At 68.9% G+C, this 25,391-nt stretch carries 20 protein-coding genes and 6 pseudogenes; 6 read left to right on the top strand and 20 right to left on the bottom strand.

The window, feature by feature from the left end:
- Positions 1-89: 89 nt before the first annotated feature.
- From ABZU99_RS03485 to ABZU99_RS03415, 15 genes and pseudogenes are all read right to left on the bottom strand, one after another.
- Positions 90-1,055, bottom strand: a pseudogene (locus tag ABZU99_RS03485) (ISAzo13 family transposase); the annotation flags it as partial.
- A 55-nt stretch (positions 1,056-1,110) separates the two neighbouring features.
- Positions 1,111-1,951 (bottom strand): annotated as a pseudogene (locus tag ABZU99_RS03480) (IS256 family transposase); the annotation flags it as partial.
- Positions 1,952-2,055: 104 nt separating this feature from the next.
- A complete protein-coding gene (locus ABZU99_RS03475; RefSeq protein ID WP_355944853.1) occupies positions 2,056-3,087 on the bottom strand; it encodes a hypothetical protein in 1,032 nt (343 codons plus the stop codon).
- A complete protein-coding gene (locus ABZU99_RS03470) occupies positions 3,069-3,824 on the bottom strand; it encodes a hypothetical protein (RefSeq protein ID WP_355944851.1) in 756 nt (251 codons plus the stop codon). The genes ABZU99_RS03475 and ABZU99_RS03470 overlap by 19 nt, the downstream gene beginning before the upstream one ends.
- Before the next feature lie 95 nt (positions 3,825-3,919).
- Positions 3,920-4,507 (bottom strand): annotated as a pseudogene (locus ABZU99_RS03465) (IS5 family transposase); the annotation flags it as partial.
- 1,156 nt (positions 4,508-5,663) lie between these two features.
- Positions 5,664-7,451 (bottom strand): IucA/IucC family siderophore biosynthesis protein, encoded by a 1,788-nt coding sequence (locus ABZU99_RS03460; RefSeq protein WP_356043921.1) that lies wholly within the window; start codon positions 7,449-7,451, stop codon positions 5,664-5,666.
- Entirely contained in the window at positions 7,448-8,056 is a 609-nt protein-coding gene (locus ABZU99_RS03455; protein WP_356043923.1) for a GNAT family N-acetyltransferase, read from the bottom strand. The genes ABZU99_RS03460 and ABZU99_RS03455 overlap by 4 nt, the downstream gene beginning before the upstream one ends.
- Positions 8,053-9,360, bottom strand: a complete 1,308-nt coding sequence (locus tag ABZU99_RS03450; RefSeq protein WP_356043925.1) for a lysine N(6)-hydroxylase/L-ornithine N(5)-oxygenase family protein — start codon at positions 9,358-9,360, stop codon at positions 8,053-8,055. The genes ABZU99_RS03455 and ABZU99_RS03450 overlap by 4 nt, the downstream gene beginning before the upstream one ends.
- Before the next feature lie 156 nt (positions 9,361-9,516).
- Positions 9,517-11,094 (bottom strand): aspartate aminotransferase family protein, encoded by a 1,578-nt coding sequence (locus ABZU99_RS03445; RefSeq protein WP_356043927.1) that lies wholly within the window; start codon positions 11,092-11,094, stop codon positions 9,517-9,519.
- Between the two features lie 260 nt (positions 11,095-11,354).
- Entirely contained in the window at positions 11,355-12,236 is an 882-nt protein-coding gene (locus ABZU99_RS03440; RefSeq protein WP_355944844.1) for a siderophore-interacting protein, read from the bottom strand.
- 64 nt (positions 12,237-12,300) lie between these two features.
- Positions 12,301-13,329, bottom strand: a complete 1,029-nt coding sequence (locus ABZU99_RS03435) for an ABC transporter substrate-binding protein (RefSeq protein WP_356043931.1) — start codon at positions 13,327-13,329, stop codon at positions 12,301-12,303.
- 154 nt (positions 13,330-13,483) lie between these two features.
- Positions 13,484-13,594, bottom strand: a pseudogene (locus tag ABZU99_RS03430) (oxidoreductase); the annotation flags it as partial.
- A pseudogene (locus ABZU99_RS03425) lies at positions 13,585-13,758 on the bottom strand (Rieske 2Fe-2S domain-containing protein); the annotation flags it as partial. The pseudogenes ABZU99_RS03430 and ABZU99_RS03425, both read right to left, overlap by 10 nt.
- A 405-nt stretch (positions 13,759-14,163) precedes the next feature.
- The gene (locus ABZU99_RS03420) at positions 14,164-14,442 is read right to left on the bottom strand and encodes a DUF4190 domain-containing protein (RefSeq protein WP_355944842.1); all 279 of its coding nucleotides are present in this window, start codon (positions 14,440-14,442) and stop codon (positions 14,164-14,166) included.
- 3 nt (positions 14,443-14,445) lie between these two features.
- Positions 14,446-14,601: a hypothetical protein gene (locus tag ABZU99_RS03415; protein ID WP_356043935.1), complete on the bottom strand. Its 156-nt coding sequence runs from the start codon at positions 14,599-14,601 to the stop codon at positions 14,446-14,448.
- A gap of 148 nt (positions 14,602-14,749) precedes the next feature.
- Here ABZU99_RS03415 and ABZU99_RS03410 point away from each other — a divergent pair, with 148 nt between their 5' ends.
- The gene (locus ABZU99_RS03410) at positions 14,750-15,379 is read left to right on the top strand and encodes a TetR family transcriptional regulator (RefSeq protein ID WP_355944838.1); all 630 of its coding nucleotides are present in this window, start codon (positions 14,750-14,752) and stop codon (positions 15,377-15,379) included.
- Here ABZU99_RS03410 and ABZU99_RS03405 read toward each other — a convergent pair.
- Positions 15,345-16,676: a M6 family metalloprotease domain-containing protein gene (locus ABZU99_RS03405; protein WP_356043937.1), complete on the bottom strand. Its 1,332-nt coding sequence runs from the start codon at positions 16,674-16,676 to the stop codon at positions 15,345-15,347. The two genes, ABZU99_RS03410 and ABZU99_RS03405, sit on opposite strands and share 35 nt — an antisense overlap.
- Before the next feature lie 306 nt (positions 16,677-16,982).
- Between ABZU99_RS03405 and ABZU99_RS03400 the strand changes: the two genes are divergently transcribed.
- The 3 genes and pseudogenes from ABZU99_RS03400 to ABZU99_RS03390 all read left to right on the top strand — a co-directional run.
- A complete protein-coding gene (locus ABZU99_RS03400) occupies positions 16,983-17,630 on the top strand; it encodes a TetR/AcrR family transcriptional regulator (protein WP_355944835.1) in 648 nt (215 codons plus the stop codon).
- Between the two features lie 179 nt (positions 17,631-17,809).
- A complete protein-coding gene (locus ABZU99_RS03395; protein ID WP_356043940.1) occupies positions 17,810-19,318 on the top strand; it encodes an MFS transporter in 1,509 nt (502 codons plus the stop codon).
- A gap of 120 nt (positions 19,319-19,438) precedes the next feature.
- Positions 19,439-19,627, top strand: a pseudogene (locus ABZU99_RS03390) (IS30 family transposase); the annotation flags it as partial.
- Between the two features lie 89 nt (positions 19,628-19,716).
- Here ABZU99_RS03390 and ABZU99_RS03385 read toward each other — a convergent pair.
- On the bottom strand, positions 19,717-20,229 hold the full coding sequence (locus tag ABZU99_RS03385) for a MarR family transcriptional regulator (RefSeq protein ID WP_355944831.1): 513 nt from the start codon (positions 20,227-20,229) through the stop codon (positions 19,717-19,719).
- A 116-nt stretch (positions 20,230-20,345) separates the two neighbouring features.
- Between ABZU99_RS03385 and ABZU99_RS03380 the strand changes: the two genes are divergently transcribed.
- Positions 20,346-21,128, top strand: coding sequence for a class III extradiol ring-cleavage dioxygenase (locus ABZU99_RS03380; protein WP_355944829.1), 783 nt, complete (start codon positions 20,346-20,348; stop codon positions 21,126-21,128).
- Between the two features lie 142 nt (positions 21,129-21,270).
- On the opposite strand, the gene ABZU99_RS03375 is transcribed toward ABZU99_RS03380, so the two are convergent.
- Entirely contained in the window at positions 21,271-22,392 is a 1,122-nt protein-coding gene (locus ABZU99_RS03375) for a questin oxidase family protein (RefSeq protein WP_356043944.1), read from the bottom strand.
- 161 nt (positions 22,393-22,553) lie between these two features.
- A complete protein-coding gene (locus ABZU99_RS03370; RefSeq protein ID WP_356043947.1) occupies positions 22,554-22,982 on the bottom strand; it encodes a hypothetical protein in 429 nt (142 codons plus the stop codon).
- Positions 22,983-23,365: 383 nt separating this feature from the next.
- Between ABZU99_RS03370 and ABZU99_RS03365 the strand changes: the two genes are divergently transcribed.
- Positions 23,366-24,367, top strand: a complete 1,002-nt coding sequence (locus tag ABZU99_RS03365) for a sigma-70 family RNA polymerase sigma factor (protein ID WP_355944823.1) — start codon at positions 23,366-23,368, stop codon at positions 24,365-24,367.
- Between the two features lie 175 nt (positions 24,368-24,542).
- Here the strand turns inward: ABZU99_RS03365 and ABZU99_RS03360 are convergent, their stop codons facing one another.
- Positions 24,543-25,280: a 3-oxoacyl-ACP reductase family protein gene (locus ABZU99_RS03360; protein WP_356043950.1), complete on the bottom strand. Its 738-nt coding sequence runs from the start codon at positions 25,278-25,280 to the stop codon at positions 24,543-24,545.
- Between the last annotated feature and the right edge of the window lie 111 nt (positions 25,281-25,391).

Genomic DNA, 25,391 nt, shown 5'->3' with positions numbered 1-25,391 from the left:
TGATCAGGACGACAAGAGCCGTATGACGAGAGATCGTCACGTACGGATCTGTGGGAGCCGGAGGGTGCGAATCCCTCCGGCTACCCGACCTTCGAAGTGCCCGGCGGGAAGTGACAGACCGTGACGGTCAGGCCGGCCTCGGCGGCGAACGCGGCCAGCTCGGCCTTCCACAGCCGGTAGCGGTAGCTGTTGGACCCGCCGGCATCAGCGGTGATCAGCAGCCGTGATGCCTCGGGATAGTCGTGCTGTCCGCGTGCCTGCCACCAGCGGCGGATCGAGGCGGCCGCGAACGCGGACGTGTTGTGGTCGGTCCCGACGTTCACCCAGCCGGTGTTCGCGGTCATGTCGTAGATCCCGTACGGAATCACCGACTCCACGTGCGGGCCGGCGAAGAAGCTGTGGTCCTCGACCTCGACGGGCTTCCCGGCCGGCCGCCACTCCTGCCCGGCCATCGGCAGCAGCCCGATCTGTTCCTTCTTCTTCGCGTCCACACTGATCACCGGCTCACCCGCGGCCTGGTGCTCTTTGACCTGCTCGTTGATGTAGCGGAACTGCGCGTCCCGGTCGGGATGCTGATCGCCCTCCAGCGTCTTGGTGGTGCCCTGCAGGCTGAACCCCTGCTCCTTCAGCAGGCGGCCCACCGTGGGCGCGGTCACGCGATGCCCCTGCCGAGACAGCTCGGCGGCCAGGTTGCGCAGCGACTTCGTCGTCCAGCGCAGCGGCGACATCGGATCACCGCGCTCGTCCGGCTCGACCAGTGCCATCAGCGCGGGAACCATCTGCGGGTCAATGACCTCGGCTCGCATCCGTCCACCACCGGGGCGCCGGACACGCCCCTCGGTCAGCGGCTGATCCCCGGCTTCGAGTTCGAATACGCCCTTGCGGACGGTGGTCTCGCTGACCTGGGCCGTCCGAGCGACCAGGCGCACGCCTCCGTGACCGAGCAGCCGGGCCTCGGTCGCCAGTGCCAGCCGCTGCTGACGCTCGTTCAGGTGCGGGAGCAGGACCTCGAACCGCCGTGCCAGCTGGCCTCGGACCTCGTCGGATATGCGCATACCACATCAACGAGGTCACTCCTGCGGAGCAACGCGTTGATTTTTGACGGCTTCGGTGCACGACGCAGGTCTGCACGAGCGTCCTGGGCCGGACGGTCTCGACCGCGTCGGGCAGGCCCTTCAGCCCATCGCAGACGAGCATGAGGACGTCGCTGACGCCGCGGTTCTTGATCTCGGTGAGGATGTGCAGCCAGCGCTTGGCGCCCTCACCGCTGTCACCCGCCCACAGCCCCAGAATCTCCCGCCGGCCCTCGGCGGTGACGGCCAGGGCCACATAGATGGGCCGGTTGGCCACCGCACCGTCGCGGATCTTCACGTGGATGGCGTCGATGAAGACGACCGGATAGACGGTGTCGAGCGGGCGGCTCTGCCATTCCGTCATGCCCTCCAGGACCTTGTCGGTGATGGTGGAGATGGTCTGGCGGGAGACCTCGGCGCCATAGACCTCGGCCAGGTGGGCCTGCACCTCGCCGGTGGTCAGGCCCTTCGCGGGCCAGCGAGATGACCATCTCGTCGACGCCGCTCAGGCGCTTCTGCCGCTTCTTGACGATCTTCGGCTCGAAGGAGCTGTATCGGTCACGGGGCACGGTTATCTCCACCGGACCGACGTCGGTCAGCACCGTCTTGGAGCGTGTGCCGTTACGGGAGTTGCCACCGTTCCTGCCCGCCGGGTCGTGCTTGTCATAACCGAGATGGTCGGTGATCTCGCCTTCCAAGGCGGACTCCAGCAGCCGCTTGGTCAGCTGCTGCAGTAGGCCGCCTTCGCCGGTCAGCTGCAGGCCCTCGGCCTGGGCGCGGCCCACCAGCTCGTCGATCAACTGGTCGTCCACGGCCTTCGCCGACGCAGCCTTCGTGGGCTCGGCGGCCTCGGAGTCGGATACGTTCTCACTGGTCATCGATGCATCTTCCATGATCGGGAGTTACACCGAACGATTTATAGTCCCCCTCTCAACCTTGACGCAGGACATAGAGACACCCCGGCCCAGCACCGGATAGCTCTTCAGGCGGCTCCCCCGCAGTTCTTCCAGACGTGCTCACCACCTGGCGCATATGCGTCCTTGGGCGGCAGAACGAGGCCGTTCGCCCGGAGAAAGTCCAGTGTTCGTGACGGCGCAGAGCTCTCGGCCATGCGGGAGTCGAGCAGTTCCATCACCTGGGAGTACCCCCGAATTGGCGGCTGCCCGGTGTGAAACTGGTACCACCACTGCCCGTTGAGGTACTTCGCCACCTCCTCCGCCATCCTCCCGTCGTCTTTCAGGCCGGTCAGAGCACTGATCTGCCCGCGCAGGCCAAGGGTGGTCAGGGCGTGATCCACCATTTCCCTCGATGTCATCGCAGGCAGCGTGCGGCCGACGGCGGGAAGCAGAGAATACGCAACGGGCATCCCATGGGCGGGGGAGTGCCATACGCGTTGGCGTGCCGCGTATCCCAGGGCGAAGAATGGTTTCATCAACGCATCAACTCGAACGTCGGGAATGACAGCCAGGTCGTACACACCCGTGTCGACACCCTCGCTCTTGTTGAGAACGGCGAGTTGCTCGAGGTCGACCAGGCAGACGTAGACCTCAAGCTCAACGTTTTTGCACAGGCTGTGCCCAAGAAGGAGTTCGCCGTAGAGGTAACCGTGACCATGGAACCGGCAAGCAGCGACATCGGCTCCTCGCATGTGCCCTTTGAACACCGGCAGGAAGTGGACATCCGATTCGGTCGAGCCTGAAGCGTAGTTACGCAGTTTGGTGTACAGGGTCGACGGATTGCGGTTGGCCCCGTAGGCGAGTACGGGAAATCGTTGCTGCAGACCGGGGAGGCGTAACGCGCTGAGCAGTTCCTCAAGAAGCAGACTCTCGCCCCCGGCAGTGACCAGGAACTCATGGTCCTTGTTGCTGGAGACCGGCAGGACCCGATCACCCCAGAGGAGGTAGCTCTGGTCAACCGAGACCCCAGGATACGTCTCTGGAAATTTGCGCGCCGGATGCCAGTTGTGCACGGGCGTACCTGCGGCGCGCATGGTCTTCAGTGCGATGCGGTCCATCTATCGACATCCCTCCACTTCCAGCGGACCCGGTACCGGGCATGGATGGGCAGCCAGTCGGTCTTGACCGGGGTGACGTGCCAGTACACAATACGCCCGTCGTCTAGGATCATCGGCTTGACCCGCGCGGGCTCGACCCTTGACCTGGCCCCGGTCTGGACTGATCCGAAGGCTTCGGTACATCGATAACGCTGCGTGAAGATCAGAATGATGGTGAGGGATTTGGTGGGCCTCTCTATGTGAGTCTCAAAGAACTCATCGGTCACTCCGTCGTATGCCCCGATGAAGGCAACCCTGTTGATCACCGGGCTGGGGACGCCCTGCGCAAGCCCGGAGAGGGGCACACCCACGGCCTGATTGGTCACCATGTGAGTGGAGTCGTAGTCGCCGGACTCGTATTGGTGAGGATGACTCGCCGAGCTGGCCGATAACTGGCCGCGAGTGCTGTAGATGGAAACGAGGCCGGTCCCGCCCTCTGATTCCCGCTGCACCAGGTACGCATCGGAGAGAAGCGCGGATCCTGGGTTCTGCGGGTCAAGGCTGGGGCTGTTCTGCAGATTGACGACCTTGACCAGGTCCTGGACGCTGAATGATCTCGCCTCGTCGATATCACCGAACCGCAGAGGGCTGTCGTAATCCGGGAGTCTTCGTCTTCTCCAGTGCCACGTCCCCTCGGCCAGTGCGATCGCGATCGACACCAGTACCGAGATCGCTGCCACAATTGCTTCCGCAGTCATCGTGGATTCCCGTAGCTCTCTATCAGAATGGTCAGTGCGAGCGTGGAGTACAGGACGATCCCCACGAGGAGGTGGCTGAGGCCTGACGCGCACCATTATGGCGTGCTGGCTGTCCAAGGACACGAGGATGCACACGTTGTACTGAGCTTGAACTTATGGTGTCGCAGTGCGACGGTTCTTGATCCCTGCACTATGAGCTCGTAACACGACCATGATCGGCGTTTCTTGAGTCGCCTCCAGCAGATGAGGCTGCAGGCGAGGGATACGAAAGCGTCGTGGAGCTCGGTCCGGCGTTCCCATCGGACGGCGAGGCGTTTGAACTGGTGGAGCAGGGCAAAGGTCTGCTCGACGACGTAGCGGAGCTTGCCCAGTCCCTGGTTGTTCGGGGAGCCCTTGCGGGAGATGACGGGCAGGATCCTGCGCGTGCGCAGCTCTTCCCGGTTGGGATTGGAGTCGTAGCCCTTGTCGCCGAGCAGGGCCTCGGGACGGCGGCGGGGACGGCCAGGGCGGCCGGCGACGGGCGGGATGCCGTCGACCAGGGCGAGGGTCTGGGTGACGTCGTTTACGTTGGCCGCGGTGGTGATGACCTTGAGCGGAGTGCCGCGTCCGTCGCGGATCAGGTGGTGTCTACTGCCCGTCTTGCGCCGGTCGACCGGCGACGGACCGGTGTCGGCACCCCCTTTTTTTCGCGCGGATGTGGGAGCCGTCTACACACGCCGGGGACCAGTCGATCTCACCCGCCGAGTTGAGCTCGGCGAGCAGGATCCGGTGCAACTGGTCGAAGACGCCGGCCTGCTGCCATCGCTCCAGCCGACGCCAGCAGGTCTTGCCCGGAGCCGAACCCCGGCTCCAGCGCGGTCTGTCTCAGCTGTCCAGGGTGATTGTGCCGTCCGGAATCCAGCCCTCGACGTACCCCTCTATGAATAGGCCCAGTTCCCGAGGGAAAGTTGTGACCTGCTTGAGCTGTGCAATGGCCACCAGTGAGCTGAAGGTAAAGCTGAGTCGGTCGCCACCGGCTCTGAGAGCTTGAAGATCGTCACGCGATAATCTTGGGTAATCGGTCCCGCTGCACTGGAGACAGCCGTAGTCAGATATCCGGTCACTCGGCCTCTGCGCACCTCGGATAGGGCCGTGCCCTGCCGCCGCCACCCTCGCACCACCCTCGCGCTTGAGCTGTCCACCGGCACATCCAGCCGCAGCGGCCACCACACTGCCGTACTCGTTGGCTGGTGTAGCAGGATCGTTCTCCTGTCATGGGACAGCAGAACGATCAGTACGGTGCGCCGCGCACTCTGACGGAACATGCCCATGCTTCACGGTCGGCCTGCTTAGCAAGTCGTGGCGAGCCAATCGCCGCCGCGTGGGTGAAGCACTGAGCCAGCTTGATGGCAACTCAGGTGGCCTGCGGTGTCAAGGACATCGGGCATTCCATTGCGGTGACCCAGCGCCTCACTGAGAAGCGGATCGCCGCTACGCCCTGTGAAAGCTGGCCTGACCTGTAGCAATCCGCACAGCGTTTCCGGGTCGAGGGTCAAGCGTTCCGAAGCGTTCTGCCTGTCGTCTGCTGACCTGCACTGACGGAGATTTCTACAAGCCCCACGGAGGCGTGCACCCGATCCTCCCTGCTGGTGGCAGGGGGAGGTGCCGGGGACAGCCCAGCGGACGGGGGAAGGGGCGGGTGCGTCCCCCGGGAGCTCTGGTCACGCCCTTGTGGATCTTGTCGGTGGGGCCATGGCCTGGGGGATGTCGCCCCAGGGCAATGGCCCGGGCCTGGGGCCCGGGCCGGCCCCGGATCGGCCGCCTGATCGCCCCTCCGCCGCGCCCCCGGCCGCCTGATCATCAGGCCCCCGGACGGAAGGCCGCGATCGGGTTCTGGAGGGTGCCGATGAGCTGGAGGGCGCCGGACGGGTCCTGGAGGTCGACCATTTCGCGGTTGTTGCGGAGCTGGAGTCGGTTGAGGCAGGACAGGGCGAAGTCCTCGGCGAACATGTCGTACTGGGTGCATTTGTCCGAGAGGTGCGGTACCGACTCCTGGTAGGCCAGTACGCACTCGGCGACCGTGCGCCAGAAGGTGTCCTCCTCCAGCAGGCCGTCGCTGACGAGGATGCCGTTGAGGAAGCGGAGGAAGCAGTCGAAGACGTCGGTGAAGACGGAGAGCAGCTTCTTGTCCTCGGGGACGTCCGCGCGGATGCGTTCGACGGCCGGGGGGAGGACGGCGGTCGGGTCCATGACCGCGATCTCCTCGGCGATGTCCTTGAAGATCACCCGCTGGACCGCACCGTCCTCGATGACCAGGATGACGTTCTCGCCGTGCGGCATGAAGACCAGGTCGTAGGCGTAGAAGCTGTGCAGCACCGGGGTGAGGTAGGCGTCCAGGTAGCGGCGGAGCCAGGTGGCGGGGGTGAGGCCGGATTCCTCGATGAGGGCGCTGACGAGGGACGCGCCCTCGCGGTCGGTGTGGAGGAGGGAGGCCATGGTGGCCAGGCGTTGGCCGGGTTCCAGCGACGGGACGGGGTTCTCGCGCCACAGCGCGGCGAGCATTTTGCGGTAGGGGGAGTAGCGGTTGGTGGCGGCCTCGTACTGGCGGTGGTGGTAGCCGATGGCGGCCCGCTCGCGGATGATCGAGAAGCGGGCGGCGCGGAAGATCTCGTCGGAGGAGATCAGCCCTGCCAGCCAGTCGTTGATGGCCGGGGTGGCCTCCATATAGGCGGCGGACAGGCCCCGCATGAAGCCCATGTTGAGGACGGAGAGAGCGGTTTTGACGTAGTGCTTGGAGGGGTCCGTGGTGTTGAAGAAGGTGCGGATCGACTGCTGGGCCAGGTACTCGTCGTCCCCCGGGCCCAGGCAGACCAGATGCTGCCGGGCGACCTCGGCGGCGAAGCTGACCGACAGCTTGTTCCACCACTGCCAGGGGTGCACGGGCAACAGGTGGTAGTCGGCCGGGTCGAGGCCGAGGTCGGTCAGGGTGGCCGCGAAGCGGGCGCGGGTCTGCTCGCTGAGCTCCGAATGGATCAGCTGCTCGTAGTCCAGGTCGGCGCAGGACGTGAACGTGGCGCGGTCGCGGCGGGCGGCCAGCCAGATCAGCTGGACGGGGCTGGCGGTCTCGGGAGCGTACGAGAGGTATTCGTGGATGCCGAAGCCGAGGCGGCCGTTGTTGGCGACGAAGCCGGGATGGCCTTCGGTCATCCCGGTCTCGATCTCCTGGAAGCCGGACTTCGCCAGCTCTGCGGCGCTGGTGGGCTCGGCGGCCAGTTTGTAGGCCGTGCCGGAGAGGGTGGAGCTGATCTCCTCCAGGTAGACGGGGAGGATGTCATCGCTGAGGCCGAGGGCCCCCCGCAGTTCTATGAAGAAGTCGAGGGCGTCCAGCGGCAGTTCGGCGCCGTCCCGGCCGTGGCGGGTGATGCTCTCCGCCTCGACCAGCCAGTGGTCCAGCGACAGGACGCGGGCGGCGAAGCGGTACGCCACCGCGCCGTCGTCGCTGTGGACCGCGTAGCGGCCGTCGTCCAAGGGCTCGGGTGTGAGCAGGCGCTCGTGCGCGAACTCGGCGAGCGCCTTGCGGATGAGGAGGCGGCCCGCCCGCTCCCACAGGTCGGGGGTGAGGTGGGCGACGGCGTCGCGGGGGGTCATCGGGTTACTCCTTGGGTGGCGCGTACGGCACGTACGGCGCCTTCGGCACAGGCCGCCTTGAACCGCTCGCGGGTGCAGATGCTGAGGTAGGCGTCCTTCTCCGGTTTGGCGATCCGCTCGACGATCTCGAAGCCGACGGCGGCGTTGAGTGCGTGGACCGCCGTATTACGGACGTCGGGTTCGACCACGACCCGGCGCACGGCCGGATCGGCGAAGCAGAACTCCATGACGGTCGTGATGACGGCGAGGGTGAAGCCGCGCACCGGGGTGTCGGTCGGCGCGCACAGGAAGTGCATGCCGACGTCACCCGGTCGGGGCTCGTACAGGCCCACCAGTTCGACCTTCGCCGGGTCGTAGCGTTCGGCGAGGAAGGCCGGGCGGCCCTCGTGCAGGCCGATGAAGGCGTCGTGGTGCGGATGCTCGGCGATCCTGCGGTACTCGGTGGCGACCTCCGCCTCGTCCGCCTCCTGCATCATCCAGAAGGACGCCTTGGGGTGGGTCACCCAGCCGTGCAGCAGCGCGGCGTCGGCCGCGGGGTCCAGGGCGCGCAGGGCGAAGGTGCCCAGGCGGTCGTCGGTGCGTGAGAAACGTGAGAAAGGGGTCATGATGCCGCTCCCTGCGGCGCGCCGAACTCCTGGAAGGCGATGGACTTCTCCACCGGATAGTGCTCCCGCCCCAGCAGCTCGCGGATGATCCACGCGTTGCGGTACGGGCCCATGCCCAGATCCGGGGAGGTGAGGCTGTGGGCGTGGGTGGCGCCGTTCTGGAGGAAGATGCCACGCCCCGTCACATCGATGCTGTAGTTGCGGGCGACGTCGAAGCGGCCGCGGCTGTCCCAGCGGATGCGGTCGTGGACGGGCTCCAGGAAGGCGGGCACCTGGTAGCGGTAGCCGGTGGCGAGGACGAGTCCCTGGGTGGTGAGGGAGAAGTCCCGCTCTTGTTCGACATGGCGCAGCGAGAGGGTGTACGTGCCGGAGGACGCGTCGTACGAGGCGTCGGTGAGCGCGGTGTTGGTCAGCAGCCGCGTCGGCACCGGGCCGCTTACGCTCTTCTGGTAGAGCTGATCGAAGATGGCGTTGATGAGGTCGGCGTCGATGCCCTTGAACAGGCCCTTCTGCTCGGACTCCAGCCGATAGCGGGTGCCCTCGGGCAGCGCGTGGAAGTAGTCCACGTACTCCGGTGAGGTCATCTCCAGCGTGAGCTTGGTGTACTCCAGCGGGAAGAAGCGCGGGGAGCGGGTCACCCAGGTGAGCCGGTAGCCGTGGGTGTCGATGTCGGCCAGCAGATCCTGGTAGATCTCGGCGGCGCTCTGGCCGCTGCCGACGATGGTGATGGACTCCTTGGCCTGGAGCGCTTCCTTGTGCTCCAGATAGCGCCCGTTGTGCAGCAGATCGCCGCCCAGGCCCTGGCATGCCTCGGGGACGTATGGCGGCGTGCCGGTGCCCAGGACCAGGTGGCGGGCGCGGTGCACGGTGGTTCCGCCGGTGGCTGGGCGCAGCGCGTGCACGGTGTAGAGGCCGTCGGCCTCGTCGTACTCGACGCGGGTCACCTCGTGGCCGAAGCGGATGGACGAGAGTTTGGCGGCGGCCCAGCGGCAGTAGTCGTTGTACTCGGCACGCAGCGGATAGAAGATCTCGCGGATGTAGAAGGAGTAGAGCCGCCCGGATTCCTTCAGATAGTTGAGGAAGGAGTACGGGGAGGTCGGGTCGGCGAGGGTGACGAGGTCGGCCATGAACGGGGTCTGGAGTGTGACGCCGTCCAGCAGCATGCCCGGATGCCAGTCGAAGTCCGGCTTGCTCTCCAGGAACAGTCCGTCGAGTTCGTCGATCGGCTCGGTGAGGCAGGCGAGGCCCAGGTTGTAGGGGCCGACGCCGACCGCGATGAAGTCGTGCGTGTGCGGGGTGGACACGTGGGTCTCCGGGTCTCCGGCGGGATGAAGGCGGTGAAGGCGGCTCAGCGGTCGCGGCTCAGCCGGCGTGGCTCAGCGATCGCGGCTCAGCCGGCGTGGCTCAGCGATCGCGGCTTAGCCGGCGCGGCTCAGCCGGCGTGGCTCAGCGGTCGTGGCTCAGCCGGCGCCCGAGTGGCTGAGTTCGGGCTCGATGTGCAGGGCCAGGTACTGGCCGGCGTGCTCGGCGAGGAGGTCGAGGACGCAGGCGATGTCGCTCAGCGAGGTCTCCGGGTTGAGCAGGGTGAATTTGAGGTAGTGGCGGCCGTCGACGACCGTCCCGGCCACCACCGCCTCGCCGGAGGCCGCGAGCGCCTCGCGGGCGTGCAGATTGGCCCGGTCGACGAGGGCGGGGTCACGGTCGTCCCCGGGCGGCGGTACGTAGCGGAAGACCAGCGTGGACAGCTGCGGCTCGGTGACGACCTCGTAGCGCGGATCGGTGTCCAGCACGCTCCATGCCTCGGCGGCCCGGTCCACCACCTCGTCGAAGAGCGCCCCGACGGCGTCCGCGCCCATGATGCGCAGCGTCAGCCACAGTTTGAGCGCGTCGAAGCGGCGGGTGGTCTGGAGGGACTTGTCGACCTGGTTGGGGATGAGCTTCTTGGCGCTGCGCTCGGGATTGAGGTAGTCGGCGTGGTACGTGGCGTGGCTGAGCGTGGCGCGGTCGCGGACGAGCACGGCGCTGGAACTGACCGGCTGGAAGAAGGACTTGTGGTAGTCCACGGTCACCGAGTCGGCGCGCTCGATGCCGTCGAGAAGGTGGCGGCGGGTCGGGGAGACCAGCAGTCCGCAGCCGTAGGCGGCGTCGACATGCAGCCAGGAGTCGTAGCGGGCGCACAGCTGGGCGATCTCGGGTAGCGGGTCGATGGTGCCGAAGTCGGTGGTTCCGGCGGTGGCGACGACGGCCATGACCACCAGGTTCTCGCGTCGGCAGCGGTCCAGCTCACGGGCGAGGGCGACGGTGCGCATCCGCCGGTCCTGGTCGCATGCGACGGGGATGACGGCCTCGTAGCCGAGCCCCAGGACGGCGGCGGCCTTCTGGATGGAGAAGTGGCCGGCCTGGGAGGTGAGGATGCGCAGCCGCGGCAGGATCTCGGATTTGGCGACGGTCTTTCCGGTCGCGGCGTTCTCCTTCTCCACCAGCGTGCACGCCTCGTCGCGGGCCAGCAGCATGGCGTGCAGATTGGACTGGGTGCCGCCGCTGGTGAAGATGCCGTCGGCGGCCTCGCCGAGACCGACGCGGTCGGCCGTCCACTCGATCAACCGCCGCTCGATCAGGGTGCCGCCCGCGCTCTGGTCCCAGGTGTCCAGGGAGGAGTTGACGGCGGACAGGACCGCCTCGCCGAGCAGCGCCGGGATGACCACGGGGCAGTTGAGATGGGCGAGGTAGCGCGGGTGGTGGAAGTAGACGGCGTCCTTGAGGTAGACGTCCTCCAGCTCCTTGAGCGCCTCGCCCGGGTCGCCCAGCGGCCGTTCCAGGTCGATTGCGGAGATCTCGGGGGCCAGTTCGGCGGGGGAGACGCCGGTGAACGGGCGCTCGGTGCGGGCGACGGTGGAGGCCACCAGGCCGACGCCGTCGGTCACGGTGCGCCGATAGCGCTCCGCCGTACGGTCGTTGAAGAGGTGGGCCCTGCCATCCGCCGCCCCGGGTATCGACTCCGGCGACGGGTCCTCAGCGGTCTGCGCGAGGAAACTCACGGTCTGTCCCTTCTGAAACGAGCATGCGGGCGTGCGGGGAGCTGCGGGCATGCGGCTTGTGGGGGGTGGCCTGGGGGCCTGCCGGGGTGTCCAGTGGCCCGTTGGGCCCGCGGGCGCGCCCTATGGCCGAGGTCTGCGGGCCTGCGGGGGCGCTGGACGGGGCGGCCGGGCGCGCGGGGGCGCGTCGAGCGGTCGGCCGCCTGTCGAGCGGTCGGCCGCCCGTCGTCCAGGTCGGGTGAGGAAGGAAGGGGTGTGGTCGCTCAGTCGTCGGCCGCGGGGCCGGTGCCCGACACGGCCTCCTCGACGAGCTGCTCCTCGCAGGCGCCCAGGCGCCAGTAGCCGGTGAACGTCACGGCTTTGCGGTCGAAGCCGCGCTCGCGGACCAGATGGCGGCGGAGGGCCCGTACCGTCCCGGCCTCGCCCGCGATCCAGGCGTACGGAGTGCCGTGCGGCAGCTCGGCGGCGCGCAGCTCGTCCAGGACGAGGGCGGAGCGCGGGGCGTCGGGGGCGGCGCCGTCCCGGATCAGCCAGGTGATGTCGGCGTTCGCCTCGGTGCGCAGCTCCTGCAGGTCCTCCGCGTGCTGGACCTCGATCCACACCTTGGCCCGGGTGCCGGCGGGCAGCCATTCGAGGATGCCGGCGATGGCGGGCAGCGCGGTCTCGTCGCCGCTGAGCAGCACCCACTCGGTGCCGGGCGGGGGCCGGAAGTCGATCCCGGCGTTGTCGGCGACGACCGGGCCGAGGAGGGTGACGCGGTCGCCGCGCTCGGCGCGGGCGGCCCAGCGGGCGGCCGGGCCGCCGTCCTCGTGCAGCGCGAAGTCGACGTCGATCTCGTCCGGGTCATGGCGCTGTTCGCGCACCGTGTAGGAGCGCATGATGCCGCGGACGCCGGGGTCCATGGCCCGCCAGCCGGCGAACCAGCCCTCGCCGTCCTCGACCGGTACGACCGGGGCGCTCTGGCCGGGGTGCGGCAGGAACAGCTTGAACCGCTGGTCGCGGCCTCCGGCGGTGAACTCCTTGAGACACGCTCCGCCGAAGGTGATCCGCGCCATGGACGGCCCGAGCGAACGGGTCCGGACGACCTGCGCGTCGAAGAAGCGGAACGGGACGGCCGTGGGGGTGGTGGTGGCTGCGGTGGTCATGGGAGGGGGGTCTTCCCTTCGCTTGCCGTGAAGCGGCTGGGCCGGCCGGTCGACTGACCGCCGGTCAACTGACCTTCTTCGCGTCCTGGATGGCCTTGGTGAGGGACTCGACGAGCGGGGCGGCGCCGGCGTACGAGAAGCGCGGCTCGCTGCTCCAGGGAGTGATCTGGCCGGCCTTGACGGCGGGGAGCTTCGCCCAGGTCGGCTTGGAGGTCAGGGCCTTGGGCTGGAGGGTCGCGGTGCGGTTGTCGAGGAAGAGCACATCGGCGTCGTACTTGTCGGCGTTCTCCCAGCTCAGGCTCTCGAAGTAGCCGCCCTTGTCGGGCTTTTGGGGGACGACGAAGTCGACGCCGAGCTCGCTGAAGTAGATCAGGTCGGCGTTGATTCTCGGGTTGGAGACGTAGAAGAGATCGGCGCTGGCGGAGCAGGCCATGACCTTGATCCGATGCGATTTCACGGTCCGGCGCAGTTCCTCGGACGCCTTCTCGAACCGTGCCTTGGCGTCGGTGACCTTCTTGGCCTTGAGGTCGGCGCCGAGGGCCTCGGCCAGCGCGGCGTAGCGCTTGATGGGCTCCAGCATGGAGACCCGGCCGGTGGTGATGGCGGCGCTCTTGGCCAGCGCGAGGATCTTCTTCTTGCTGTCGTCCGGGACGTAGAAGAGCGCGCCCGGGTCGTACATGTTGGTGATCAGCAGATCGGGGCTGAGCGAGGCGTACTTTTCGACGTTGAACTGACCCCACGTCTGGCCGAGGGACGTCACCTTGTCGACGGGGAGGTCGCCGGCCTGCACATCCGGCTTGCCGTTCTTCAGCGTGGTCGGGCCGAAGACGCCGGTGATCTGCTGCTCGATGCCGAAGTCGTAGAGCGCCGCCGCCGCGCCGATGTAGGCGACGATGTGCTGGGGCCGGCCGTCGAGGGTGATCTTCTGCTTGCGGTCATCGGTGAAGGACCAGGCGCCGCCGCCCTTTCCGTCGTCGCCGGAGCCCGAACCGCCCTTGCCACCGCAGGCGGTGACCATGGCTCCGAGACCGACAGCGCCGCCCGCGGCGAGCAGGCCGCGGCGGGAGAGGGGGAGTGCTCTGGCCTGGCGCATAACGGTGTGCCTTCTCTCGATGCGTACGGGGACGATGGCCACGGGACGGCGACCCGAGGACGTAGTTAGGTTAGCCTAACCAACCTGGTTGTCCAGTGGGTGGGGTCGTCCCAGCCCCGTCATCGAGAGGTGCCGGCGGCTGCTCGGGGCCGATTCACAGGTCCAGCACCAGCCGGGAGCCGCGGCAGCGTGAGACGCAGATCGTCATCGTCCCGCCCGACGCCCGCTCCTCATCGGTGAGTACGGAGTCGTGGCCGTCAGGGGATAGCGGCGGTGCACACAGCGGTCGGCGAGCGCGACCACCGTGCCGTCCGACTCGCCGCGGTGGAAGGCGACGGGTTCGTTCAGGATGGTGCGTCCCAGCAGCTCGCGGCCGGTCTCACGGCCGTAGGCGGCGACGTACCACGGGTTCCTCGCGAATGCGGTCATGCGGATCGGTACCTCGCGCTCATCGGCGCGGCGGCGCGCGATGCCCGGGTGCTCGGCGGGGGTTCGGCGCTGGTCTTCCCCGACCACATCGTCTCGCCCCTCGACGAGCTGCGCGCCGCTCTGCCCCCGGACGTCCGGCTCGACTACGCCGTGGGCGCCGAGCGTGGTGACGGGCGTCATGTGCGGGCAATGGCTCTTTCATTGAGTCGTTGAGTGGAAACGGAAGGGTCGCTGGGTGGAATCGCCGACGGCCGCTGGGCGGGAAAGGCGACGTGCCGCTGGGCGGGAAACGCAACGTGCCGCTGGGCGGGAAAGGCGACGTGCCACTGGGCGGAAACGCCGACGGCCGCGCAGGGGTGCCTGCGCGGCCGTCGGACCTGCGGAGAGGTCTTGGGCGCGGCGGGATCAGCCGCCGAACTGCCAGAAGACCGAGTGGTTCAGGGTCAACAGGACGATCAGCAGGACCACGTCCGAGATGCCGAGCGCGAGTCCGAGCAGTGCCCGGCCCCGGCGGCGGGTCTCACGGGCGAGCGCGAGCGTCCCGAGGACGATGGCGCAGGGCCCGAAGATCGCGTTGAAGAGCAGCAGGCCGATCAGGCCCAGGACGAACGAGGCGACGGCCATGCCGTCGGCGTCCCGGCGCGCCCTGGCGGGCGACGTGCGGGACGGTGCGGTGAGTGCCATGGGTCAGCTCCCCTTGTGTCCGGCGCGTTCACGGATGAAGAAGACGAGCAGCCAGGCGCCGATGGCGCCGGCGGCGGCGAGGAACAGCGGGAGCGGGGTGTGCGCCGCCGCGCCCAGAAGGACCCCCATCAAGGCGAGAGCCGCGACGATGAAGAGCATGTGAGCCTCTCTCGTAGTGACGGATCCGGTTGCGGATGGCGTTACGATGGTTGTTCGGTGAACAGTTGGATTTACAACTGTTCACTGAGATCTAGAGTACCCCGCACACCACTGGCTAAAGTCGGCGAACAGATGTTTACTGAATGATATGAGTCACACCTCCGGGGTCCGGCAGGCCCAGAAAGAGAAGACGCGGCGCGCGCTGCTGGACGCGGGGCTGCTGCTGTTGGAGGACCAGAGCCTGAGCAGCCTGGGTCTGCGCGAGGTCACCCGCGCGGTGGGGGTGGCCCCCGCCGCCTTCTACCGCCATTTCCGGGATCTGAGCGACCTCGGTGTCGCGCTCGTCGAGGAGTCGCTGGGCAGTCTGCACCACATGATCCGCGCGATACTCGCCGACCAGGCCGGCGACGAGGAGCGGATCGATGCCACCGTCGAGGCGGTCGCCGAGCATGTACGCCGCTATCCAGCGCATATCCGCTTCATCGCGCGCGAGCGCCACGGTGGCGTACGTCCCGTACGGGAGGCCATCGCCGCCGAGTTGGGGCGGTTCGCCGACGAGGTCGCGGACGCCTTCACTCCGCAGCTGGTTCCGCAGGGCTGGTCGCCAGAAGATGTCCGGATCCTTGCGCAGCTCTATGTCGACCATATGGTGATGACGGCGACGGCGTTTCTGGAGGCCCAGCCGGACCGTCCGGAGATCGAGCGGCGGGTGGCCGCCACCGCGCGCAAGCAGCTGCTGCTGATCAGCCTCGGGCGCCGGCACTGGCGCGACGGGTGACCTCGACGCCGTAGTTGCCCCGCGCGTCCCGCCCGGTGACGCGGACGCGCACGCGCGTGCCGTCCGCCGTCCCGGTGAAGCTCTCGCCGGGCGCGAACGCCGCGTCGCTGAGCCCGGGGTGGACATTGCGCTCATGGGTGCAGCCGCGGCCGCCGGGGGTGCTGTCCATGACCGTCACGGGGCCGCCGCCGGAGTCGATGCGGGTGTCCACCCAGGAGACCAGGACGCCGGGCTTGCATATCGCCTCGTCGTTGCCGCCGCTCTCGCGCGCCTCGACGGCGTAGCCGGTGGACGGCGAGACGGGGACGAAGAGCAGCTTGGTCCCGTCCGGGCGGCTCAGCGGGGTGAGCGTATGCGCCGAGACGCCGGCCTGGGCGGCGCAGGTCACCTGGCGCGGGCCGAGCCAGCCGAGCTTCCACTTGTGCCAGGCCAGCAGGTCGTTGCCGACGCCCCAGTCCTCGGACATCACGTCCCAGTGGCCGACCTTGTCCCCGCCGCCCCGGGTGTAGAGGTCGGGCAGCCCGAAGACATGGCCGTTCTCGTGGGGGAGGACGCGGAACCCGGTGCGGTGCAGCGAACCGGAGCCGTCGTCCTGGCGGCTGTAGACGAAGGAGACATTGGCCAGCGGTACGCCGTCGGCGGTCGGGGCGCGCTGGTTGTCGGCGTAGGTCACGGACAGCACGGCGTGTGCGGCCGGCGGTCCGGCGTTCGGGGTGACCAGGACGTTGACCAGGTCGTAGCGGCGGAAGTCGACCTCAGGGTCGGCCGTGGCGGCTATATCGGCGACGAGTTTGCGATAACCGGGCTCGAAGGGGCTGCCGCGCTTGATGCCGTACGAGCGGAAGGAGTGCGGCATCCGCAGCCAGTGGTCGATCGGCATCGCGGGGCGGTAGTCGAGCCGCCCGTACGAGCCCTGCGCGAACCAGCGCGAGGTCTGCGGGAAGAACTCCTCGAAGCGCTGGCGGGCCGTGCCCTTGCCGTGGACATCCGGGAAGTCGATCACCAGGTTGAGGGCGTTGACCGTGCCCGTACTACGGCTGTAGCCGTGCCCGGTGGGGATCCCCTCGGACATCTGGAGCCCATGGCCCGGGGCGAGGGTGCACGGCCCGAGGGAACCGGTGGCCGGTTCCGCCGAGAGCGCCGGGGCCCGCGTGGGCGTCGCGGTGGTCGTGGGACGCGGTGTCGCCGCCGGGGCCACCGCGGCCACCGTGAGCACGGCGGCAGTGGCGAATGCGCTGCCTCGGCGGGGCTTGCGTATTCGTATGCGGGGGCGCGTGGTCTCGCGGGTCTGCTCCATTGCCGACCACGGTGTGGGCGCGCCGGCGGGGGCGCCCGTGGGGTGCCGCCGTGCGGGGGAATCGGCTGCTCCGTCCGGGCGGTACGGCGCCCGGAAGAGTGTGATGCGGGTCACCTGCGGACGGGGAAATTCCGGGGACTGATTCCCCGTTTAAACGAGTGATCGCATAAACGGGGACTGACTCCCCGGAAAAGTTGAACGTCGAAACGTCAAAACGTCGAGAGCCGGGACCGAGTCGCCGGACATCGCGCGCGGAGACGCCGTACGCCGTACGCAGGGATGTCGTACGCAGAAGGGAGCGCTGACATGGCCGCCACGATGACCGCGAAGTCCGGGCAGCCCCGGCTGCGCGCGGACGCCGTGCGCAACCGGGAGCGGATCGTCGCCGCCGCGCGCGAAGTGCTCGTCGAGCACGGGGCCGAGGTCCCGCTCGATGAAATCGCTCGACGGGCCGGTGTCGGCAATGCCACGATCTACCGACACTTCCCGGACCGCCACGAGCTGATCCACCACGTCACGCTCTCGGTGATGTCCCGCGTCGCCGAACAGGCCGAATCAGCCCTGGCCGAGGAGCCTGACGCCTTCCGGGCGCTGTGCCGCTTCGTCCACGCGGCTGCGGATGAGCGGATCGGCGCGCTGTGCCCGCTGCTCTCCGACGGAATCGACAAGGAGCACCCTGACCACATCGCCGCCCGCGGCCGTCTGGACGCCGGTATCGACGCCCTCATGGGAGCGGCGCGCGCGGCCGGCCTTCTGCGCACCGACATCGACGTCGGTGATCTGATGGTGGCCCTCACCCAGCTCACCCGGCCGCTGCCCGGCAGCGGCTGCGTGAACTTCGACACGTTTGCGCACCGGCATCTGCAGCTGTTCCTGGACGGCCTGTCGGCCCCGGCGCGCTCCGAACTGCCCGGCTCCGCAGCGACCTTGGAGGATCTGCAGCACCGGCCGTGACATCGAGCGCACGACGGCCGATCGCACCGCACCGCACCGCACCGCTTATTTTCCGCGCGTTCACAGGTCTTCTGTGCGTGCGTTCTCGCCTCTCGCTTTCTCTTGTCCCAACGGCCTGAGCCGGACTGACCGGCCCACACGTCCCACTTCACTCTCCGCACCGCTAGGTAGGCACACCCATGCCCGAAACGGCTCAGTACGTCGATCCCCGGCGCTGGAAAGCGCTGATATTCATCGCGCTCGCCCAGCTGATGGTCGTGCTCGACGCGACCATCGTGAACATCGCGCTCCCCTCCGCGCAGACCGACCTCAACATCTCCGACGGCAACAAGCAGTGGGTCATCACCGCCTACGCCCTCGCCTTCGGTGGACTGCTGCTGTTCGGCGGCCGGCTTGCGGACCTGTGGGGCCGTAAGCAGACCTTCGTCGTGGGCCTCGTCGGCTTCGCGGCCGCTTCGGCGTTGGGCGGCGCCGCGCTCAACAGCTCGATGCTCCTCGGCGCCCGCGCGCTGCAGGGCGTGTTCGGCGCGCTGCTCGCGCCCTCCGCGCTCTCGCTGCTCGCCGTGACGTTCACCGACGCCAAGGAGCGCGCCAAGGCGTTCGGCGTCTTCGGTGCCATCGCGGGCGGTGGCGGCGCCGTCGGTCTGATCCTCGGCGGTGTGCTCACCGAGTACATGGACTGGCGCTGGACGTTCTTCGTGAACATCCCCTTCGCCATCGTCGCCGCGGCCGGCGCGATCGCCGTGATCCGCGAGCCCGTCGAGAGCCGTAACCCGTCCCGGCTGGACATCCCCGGCGTGCTCCTGGCCACCTCGGGCCTGGTTTCGCTGGTCTACGGCTTCACCCGCGCCGAGTCCGACGGCTGGACGGCGGGCTGGACCATCGGGCTGTTCGTCGCCGCCGCCGTGCTGCTGACCGCCTTCGCGGTCGTCGAGTCCCGGGTGAAGGCCCCGCTGCTGCCGCTGCGTGTGGTCACCAACCGCAACCGCGGCGGCGTCTACGCCTCGCTGGGCCTCGCCGTCATCGGCATGTTCGGCCTGTTCCTCTTCCTCACCTACTACATGCAGGTCGTCAAGGGATACAGCCCGGTCAAGACCGGTCTCGCCTTCCTGCCGATGATCGCGGGCATGATCACCGGCTCGACGCAGATCGGCGCCCGGCTGATGACCCGGGTTCCGGCCCGGCTGCTCATGGGACCGGGCTTCCTGGCCGCCGCGGCGGGCATGCTGCTGCTGACCCAGCTCGACCTGGACACCTCGTACCCGGCCCTGATCCTGCCCGCGTTCCTGCTGCTGGGTCTCGGCATGGGCACGGCCTTCATGCCGGCGATGAGCCTGGCCACACACGGTGTCCAGCCGCGTGACGCCGGTGTCGCCTCGGCGATGGTGAACACCTCGCAGCAGGTCGGCGGCGCCATCGGCACCGCGCTCCTCAACACCATCGCCGCCAGCGCCAGCACCGAGTACGCGAAGTCGCACGCGCTCGCGGCGCCCTCGCGCAAGGCGCTGGAGCTGCAGTCGATGGTGCACGGCTACACCACCGCCATCTGGTGGGCCGTCGGCATCCTGACGCTGGCCGCCACGATCGCCATCACGCTGATCAACTCCGGAGGGAAGGGCAGCGGTGGCACGGTGGCGGGCTCCGGTGAGGGGGCCGTCGAGGACGCCGTTCCGGTCATGGCGCACTGAGCCGGGGCCTCTGAACGGCCTTGGCGGTCGTAGCGGCCTCAGCGGTCGTAGCGTTCCTACGCAGGCGAAGGCCCCGCTCCCTCGTCTTCCGTTCTAGTGGTCGTTGCAACACCGCAGCTCAAACGCGGCTCGAACGAGAACACGAACGGCCTGCTGCGCCAGTACTTCCCCAAGGCAACCGACCTGTCCGTCCACACTCGCGAGCACCTGGAGGCCGTGGCAGCCGGACTCAACGGCCGTCCACGCAAAACGCTCGGCTGGGAAACCCCAGCCGAGCGTCTCGCTGAGCTCCTGGCCACAGCCAGTTGATCACTTGTGTTGCAACGACCCCTGGAATCCGCCATGGGAGCGGGGCCTTCGTGTGTCCCTGGGGCCGGGGGGCCGTGTTCCGGGGCCGCTCAGCGCAGCCAGGGCAGATCCGCGCCCTCCGGCTGCAGACCGTCGGCGATGATCCGGCAGATGTCACCGAACTGCGCGATCTGCTCCGGGGTGAGCCGGTCGAAGATCGCCGTCCGTACGGCGGCGACATGGCCGGGGGCGGTGTCCCGCAACACCGCGAAGCCCTTGTCGGTGAGGACGGCGTTCTGCCCGCGCTTGTCGGAGGGGCAGTCCTCGCGCCGTACCCAACCGTTCTTCTCCATCCGGGCGATGGCGTGCGACAGCCGGGAGCGGGTGATCGTGGCGGCCTCGGCGAGCTCGGTCATCCGCATCCGGCGGCGAGGCGCCGAGGAGAGCTTCACCAGCAGCCCGTAGTACACATGAGGCATGCCCGCGTCGCGCTGGAGCTGACGGTCGAGATGGTCTTCCAGGAGCATGCCGGCCTGGAGGTATGCCTGCCAGGCGCGCTGCTCCTCATCGGTCAGCCAACGCGGCTCTTCGGCGTCTGCGGGAGTCTTCAAGGCGTCGTCCACAAGGCTCATTGTAAGTATATTTCTTGAAACTTAAACAAGTGCGCGGTACAGTCGGAAACGCATTGCTTGAGACTTCAAGTGTCTGCTTCTCCGGATGTCTCGTTCGAGGAGTCCTCATGTCCGTGCCCGACGGGCGCATGCCCGCCCTCTACCTCAGCCATGGTGCTCCGCCGCTCGCCGACGACCCGGTCTGGCCCGGTCAGCTCGCCGCCTGGTCCGCGGGGCTGCCCCGGCCCACGGCCATCCTGATGATCTCCGCCCACTGGGAGGAGGCGCCGCTGGCCATCGGGGCCACCCAACAGGTCCCTCTCGTCCATGACTTCTGGGGCTTCCCCGACCACTACTACCGGGTGCGGTACGCCGCGCCCGGTGCCCCCGAGCTCGCCGAGCGCGTCCGCAAGACGCTCCGTGCGGCGGGCACGCCGGTCCAGGACATCCCGGACCGGGGGCTCGACCACGGTGCGTACGTACCGCTGGTCGAGATGTACCCGGACGCCGACATCCCCGTCCTCCAAGTGTCGATGCCCACCCTCGACCCGCAAAGGCTGATGGAGATCGGGCGGAAGCTGGCGCCGTTGCGGGACGAGGGCGTGCTCATCGTCGGCAGCGGCTTCTTCACCCACAACCTCGCCGCGCTCCGGCGGACGGGACCGACGCCGCCGAGCTGGTCGGCCGAGTTCGACGACTGGGGGCAGCGCGCCCTCGACGCGCAGGACATCGACGCCCTGCTCGACTTCCAGCGCACCTCCCCGGCGGGGCGGCTCGCGCATCCGCGCACCGAGCACTTCGCGCCGCTGTTCGTCACGCTGGGGGCGGCGGAGTCGGAACTGGGGAGCCAGCGCAGCGTGATCGACGGATTCTGGATGGGGCTGGCGAAGCGGTCGGTGCAGTTCGGCTGAGGCCGCTTCGGGCGGCGCCGCTTCAAGGCCGCTTGAAGGTGGTGCGGCTTCAAGGCCGCCTGAAGGTGGTGCGGCTTCAAGGCCGCTTGAGGGTGGTGCCGCTTCAAGGCCGCTTGAAGTGGTGCCGCTTCAAGGCGTCGGCTCAGCGCGCCGGTTCGATGAGCGCGCAGGCGTGGAGGGCGGCGGCCAGGGCCGTATCGCGGCCGTCCACGACATCGAGCGCGGTGTCGGTCAGCTTGATGACGTGCTCGTCGCCGTGGGCGGCGGCGCGGGCGAAGACCTCTTCGGGAGACAGGGCGCCCATGGACGGCAGCCGGTCGGCCGGAAGTGGCTCCGCCGGCCCGTACGCCGCCGTGACCGCGGCGCTCGCCGCGAACGCCGCGTCCAGGCTCGGCGCCCACAGCTCGCGCGGGAGCGCGGGCAGGGTGCGCAGCACCGCGTTGGGCGCGGTCGCGGCGTGGACCAGCATGATCGGCTCACCGTGGCCATGGGTGGCGTAGCGGTGCGTGGCGGCCCGTACGAGCTCGGTCAGCCGCTGCCGCGCCTCGTCCGCGCTTGTTCCGTCCGGCCGTGTCCCGTCCGGCCGTGTCCCGTCCGGGCGCGGGACGGCGGGCCAGGCCGGGAACGCGGTGAGCCGCGGCAGCCGTTCCCTTATGCCGCCGCTCTGGTCGTCGATCGGCTCCACGGCGGCCAGCGCGTCGGCCGCCGAGGCGGGCGTGGGCGCCGGCGCCCACGTGAGCGGCGGCAGCGGTTCATGCCGGGCGGCCCAGTAGCCGAGGGCGTGGGCGAGCTCGGCGGTGCGGGATGGGGTCGTACCGGTCGTACCGGTCGCGATGGGTGCGCCGGTTGCCTCGTCCGGGGCGCTCAGGAGCGTCCGTACGGCGTGGCCGGCCCGGATCACCGGATGCGTCGCCCCTCCGGCGATCCCGGGCAGCAGCCGGGGCCACCACAGCGCGAGGACGTCCCACCAGGGCCGGTCGGCGAGTTCACGGCCGAAGTACGCGGTCCAGTCGGCGATATGACGTGGATCGCCGAGCGCCTCGCGCCAGTTCTCCTCGGTGATCCGGGCGTGGGGGCGCGGCATGTCCTCGAGCTTGTCACGGTAGGCGTCCAGCCACGGGTGAACGGCCCGCCCCTGCCCATGGCGCACCAGCGCCTCGACGGCCATCGGCGCATGGTTGCTCAGCCACCCCTGCCGTTCGGGCCCGGCGGCGTGCAGCCGTTCCAGGGCCTCGTCCAGGGTTCCGCTCGTGTCGTCCGTCATGGCGCCCAACCTAGGGAGCCCGCCCGGCGGCCGGAACGGCCTGCGGGCGTACGTCGCGATGGACCTCGGCCCTACGCCGGGCGACCGATCACCGCGGACGCGGCCGCGGGCCCGCCGTGCCGGGTCCCGCCGTGCCGGGTCCCGCCGTGCCGGGTCCCGGCTCAGTCCTCCGCGTCCTCCGCGCGCATGTGGAACACGTAGTACGCCATGGCCGTCATCGCCAGCCCCACCCCGAGGCCCACTCCCGAGGCCCGGTACACCGACGCCCCGCTCACCGAGTACAGAAAGCCGAGCGCGCACCCGAGGACCGTCCCGTACAGCGCCGCGCGGAGCTCCGGCATCAGGGGCGACTGCACCCTGCCGACGGCGTAGCAGACCGCTCCGACGACCACGGCCGCCACCAGGCCGAGAATGCCGGCAGCCAGGAGGCTCGACCCCTGGTTGTGATCGATGAAGATCGCCCAGCCGCCGAAGACGACGCCCAGGACGAGCGGGACCACCCAGGAGGCGGAGGGGTGGAGGCGTGGGGCATGAATCCCGGGGTGACGCCGTTCACGTAGGGGGGCCGCGGGGGCCGCGGGCGCGTTCATGGCAGGACCTCCTCGTCGCCGTATCCCGCCCCTGACCTGTCGCTTTCCAGCGCACACCCATACGCCGCACCCGGCAACCCGGCTCGTGGACGTCCCCGGGCAACCCGGGACGCACGAGATTCGTCTTGTGGGGTGGGAGAGCGGCGGGGGAGGGCTGGGATGACCCCCGCGAAGGGGGCCTGACCTGCGTTTTCCGGCACTCCGGCGCCACGCAGACGGCTCTGTGCGCCGACAGGATACTGCATGATCACAAAAAGGTGTGCACGGCATGGGAATTCTGTCCGGATTCCAGTCGTTGTTTCCATCGGACGGGGCACCCGGCAGAGGAAGGTCCGGAAGGTCCGTCCATAGTCCGCGCCCGATCCATTTGCAAGGGAGCACGCATGGCAACCCGTGCCGTCGCCCGTAATCAGTCCACCAGCGGTGGTGCTGATGGGGCCAACAGTGTTCGCGCCACAGGCGGGGAGATCGCCGATCGCGACCTGGTCGGCATGTATCTCGACGAGATCGCTCGCACCCCGCTGCTGGACGCGGCGAAGGAGGTCGAGCTGTCCCAGTCCATCGAGGCGGGTGTATACGCCCAGCAGATCCTGGACGGGGAGGTTGAGGACGCCCCCGCCGCAGGTGCGAGCCGCGAGGAGCTGGAGGCGATAGCCGCCGAGGGCGCCCGCGCCAAGGACGTCTTCATCCGCTCCAACCTGCGCCTCGTCGTGGCCGTGGCGCGCCGCTACCCGCGCAGTGGGCTGCCCTTGCTCGACCTGATCCAGGAGGGCAACGCAGGCCTGGTGCGCGCGGTGGAGAAGTTCGACTACACCAAGGGCTTCAAGTTCTCGACGTATGCGACCTGGTGGATTCGCCAGGCCATTACACGCTCGATCGCGGACCAGTCCCGTACGATCCGGCTGCCCGTGCATCTGGTCGAGGAGCTCGGCCGGATCCGTCGGGTGCAGCGGGAGTTCAACCGTGAGCACGGCCGTGAGCCGGAGCACGCGGAAATCGCCGGGGAGCTCGGCTCCACCACGGAGCGGGTCTCGGACGTGCTCGACTGGGCGCGTGACCCGGTCAGCCTGAACATGTCGGTCGACGACGAAGGGGAGACCCAGTTCGGCGATCTGCTGGAGGACACCTCGGCGGTCTCGCCCGAGCAGTCGGTGATGACGCTGCTGCGCAGCGAGGAGCTGGATGACCTGATCGGTCGCCTCGACGACCGCACCGCCTCCATCATCAAGGCGCGGTACGGCATCGACGACGGCCGGGAGCGCACGCTGACGGAGGTCGGCAAGCAGCATGGCCTCACGCGTGAGCGGATTCGCCAGATTGAGAAGCACGCACTGCTTGAGCTGAAGAAGATGGCGCGCCAGACCGGTTTCGACGCCGCCGCTTGAGTCATACGTAGAGCTGAGTCATACGGAAACCAGACCCGCGCCCCCGGATTCCGGGAGCCCAAGACATCACAGATCACATGGACCCTGTGCACCACCCCCTGGACCGAGCCCCGGCGCCTCTCCCCCCCCCAGCGCCGGGGCTCGCCCTTTGCCCGGCCTTCCGCTGCCCCGGTGATCAGGCGGCGAAGCCGCCGTCCACGGCGATCGACGCGCCGGTGAGGTAGCGGCCGCTGTCGCCCGCGAGGTGGGCCACGATCGAGGCGATCTCCGTGGGCCGGCCGTAGCGGCCGAGCGCGGTGAAGCCGGTCTGCAGGGCGGCGCTTTCGCCGTCGGCAGGGTTCATCTCCGTGTCGACCGGGCCGGGGTGGACCAGGTTCACCGTGATCCCGCGCGGGCCGAGCTCGCGGGCCAGGGCCTTGGTCAGCCCGGTCAGCGCGGTCTTGCTGGTCGCGTAGAGGCTCCCGCCGGGGAACGCGACGCGCTCGGCCATGCAGCTGCCGATGTTGATGATCCGCCCCCCGTCGGCCAGATGCCCGACGGCCGCCTGGGCCATCAGGAACGGCGCCCGGACATTGACGGCGAGAACGCGGTCCACATCCGCCAGTGCCAGCTCGCTGATCGGACCGAGCACGCCGACGCCCGCGTTGTTGACCAGAATGTCCAGCCGGCCGAACTCGGCGGCGACCCCCGACACGGCGGCGCGCACCGCCTCCGCGTCGGCGCTGTCCGCCTGGACGGCCCAGGCCCGGCGGCCCAGCCCCTTGATCCGGTCGACGACGTCCGCCGCGCGGTCGGCCCGGCTGTGGTAGGTCAGCGCGACATCGGCGCCGTCCTCGGCGAGCCGGATCGCCACGGCCTCGCCGATGCCGCGGCTGCCGCCGGTGACCAGGGCCGCCTTGCCGTCGAGTGACATGTCTGCTCCTTTACTCCCTGAGGAGGATGAAAAATCCGCTCTGTGGTGGTCCCCGAGGATCTGTGGTGGTCCCTGAGGACATGACACGATCCTCGCCGGGCGGGTGCGGGA

The sequence above is a fragment of the Streptomyces sp. NPDC005266 genome (assembly GCF_040607655.1).
GTDB lineage: Bacteria > Actinomycetota > Actinomycetes > Streptomycetales > Streptomycetaceae > Streptomyces.
This window is presented reverse-complemented; position numbering and strand designations above follow the sequence as displayed.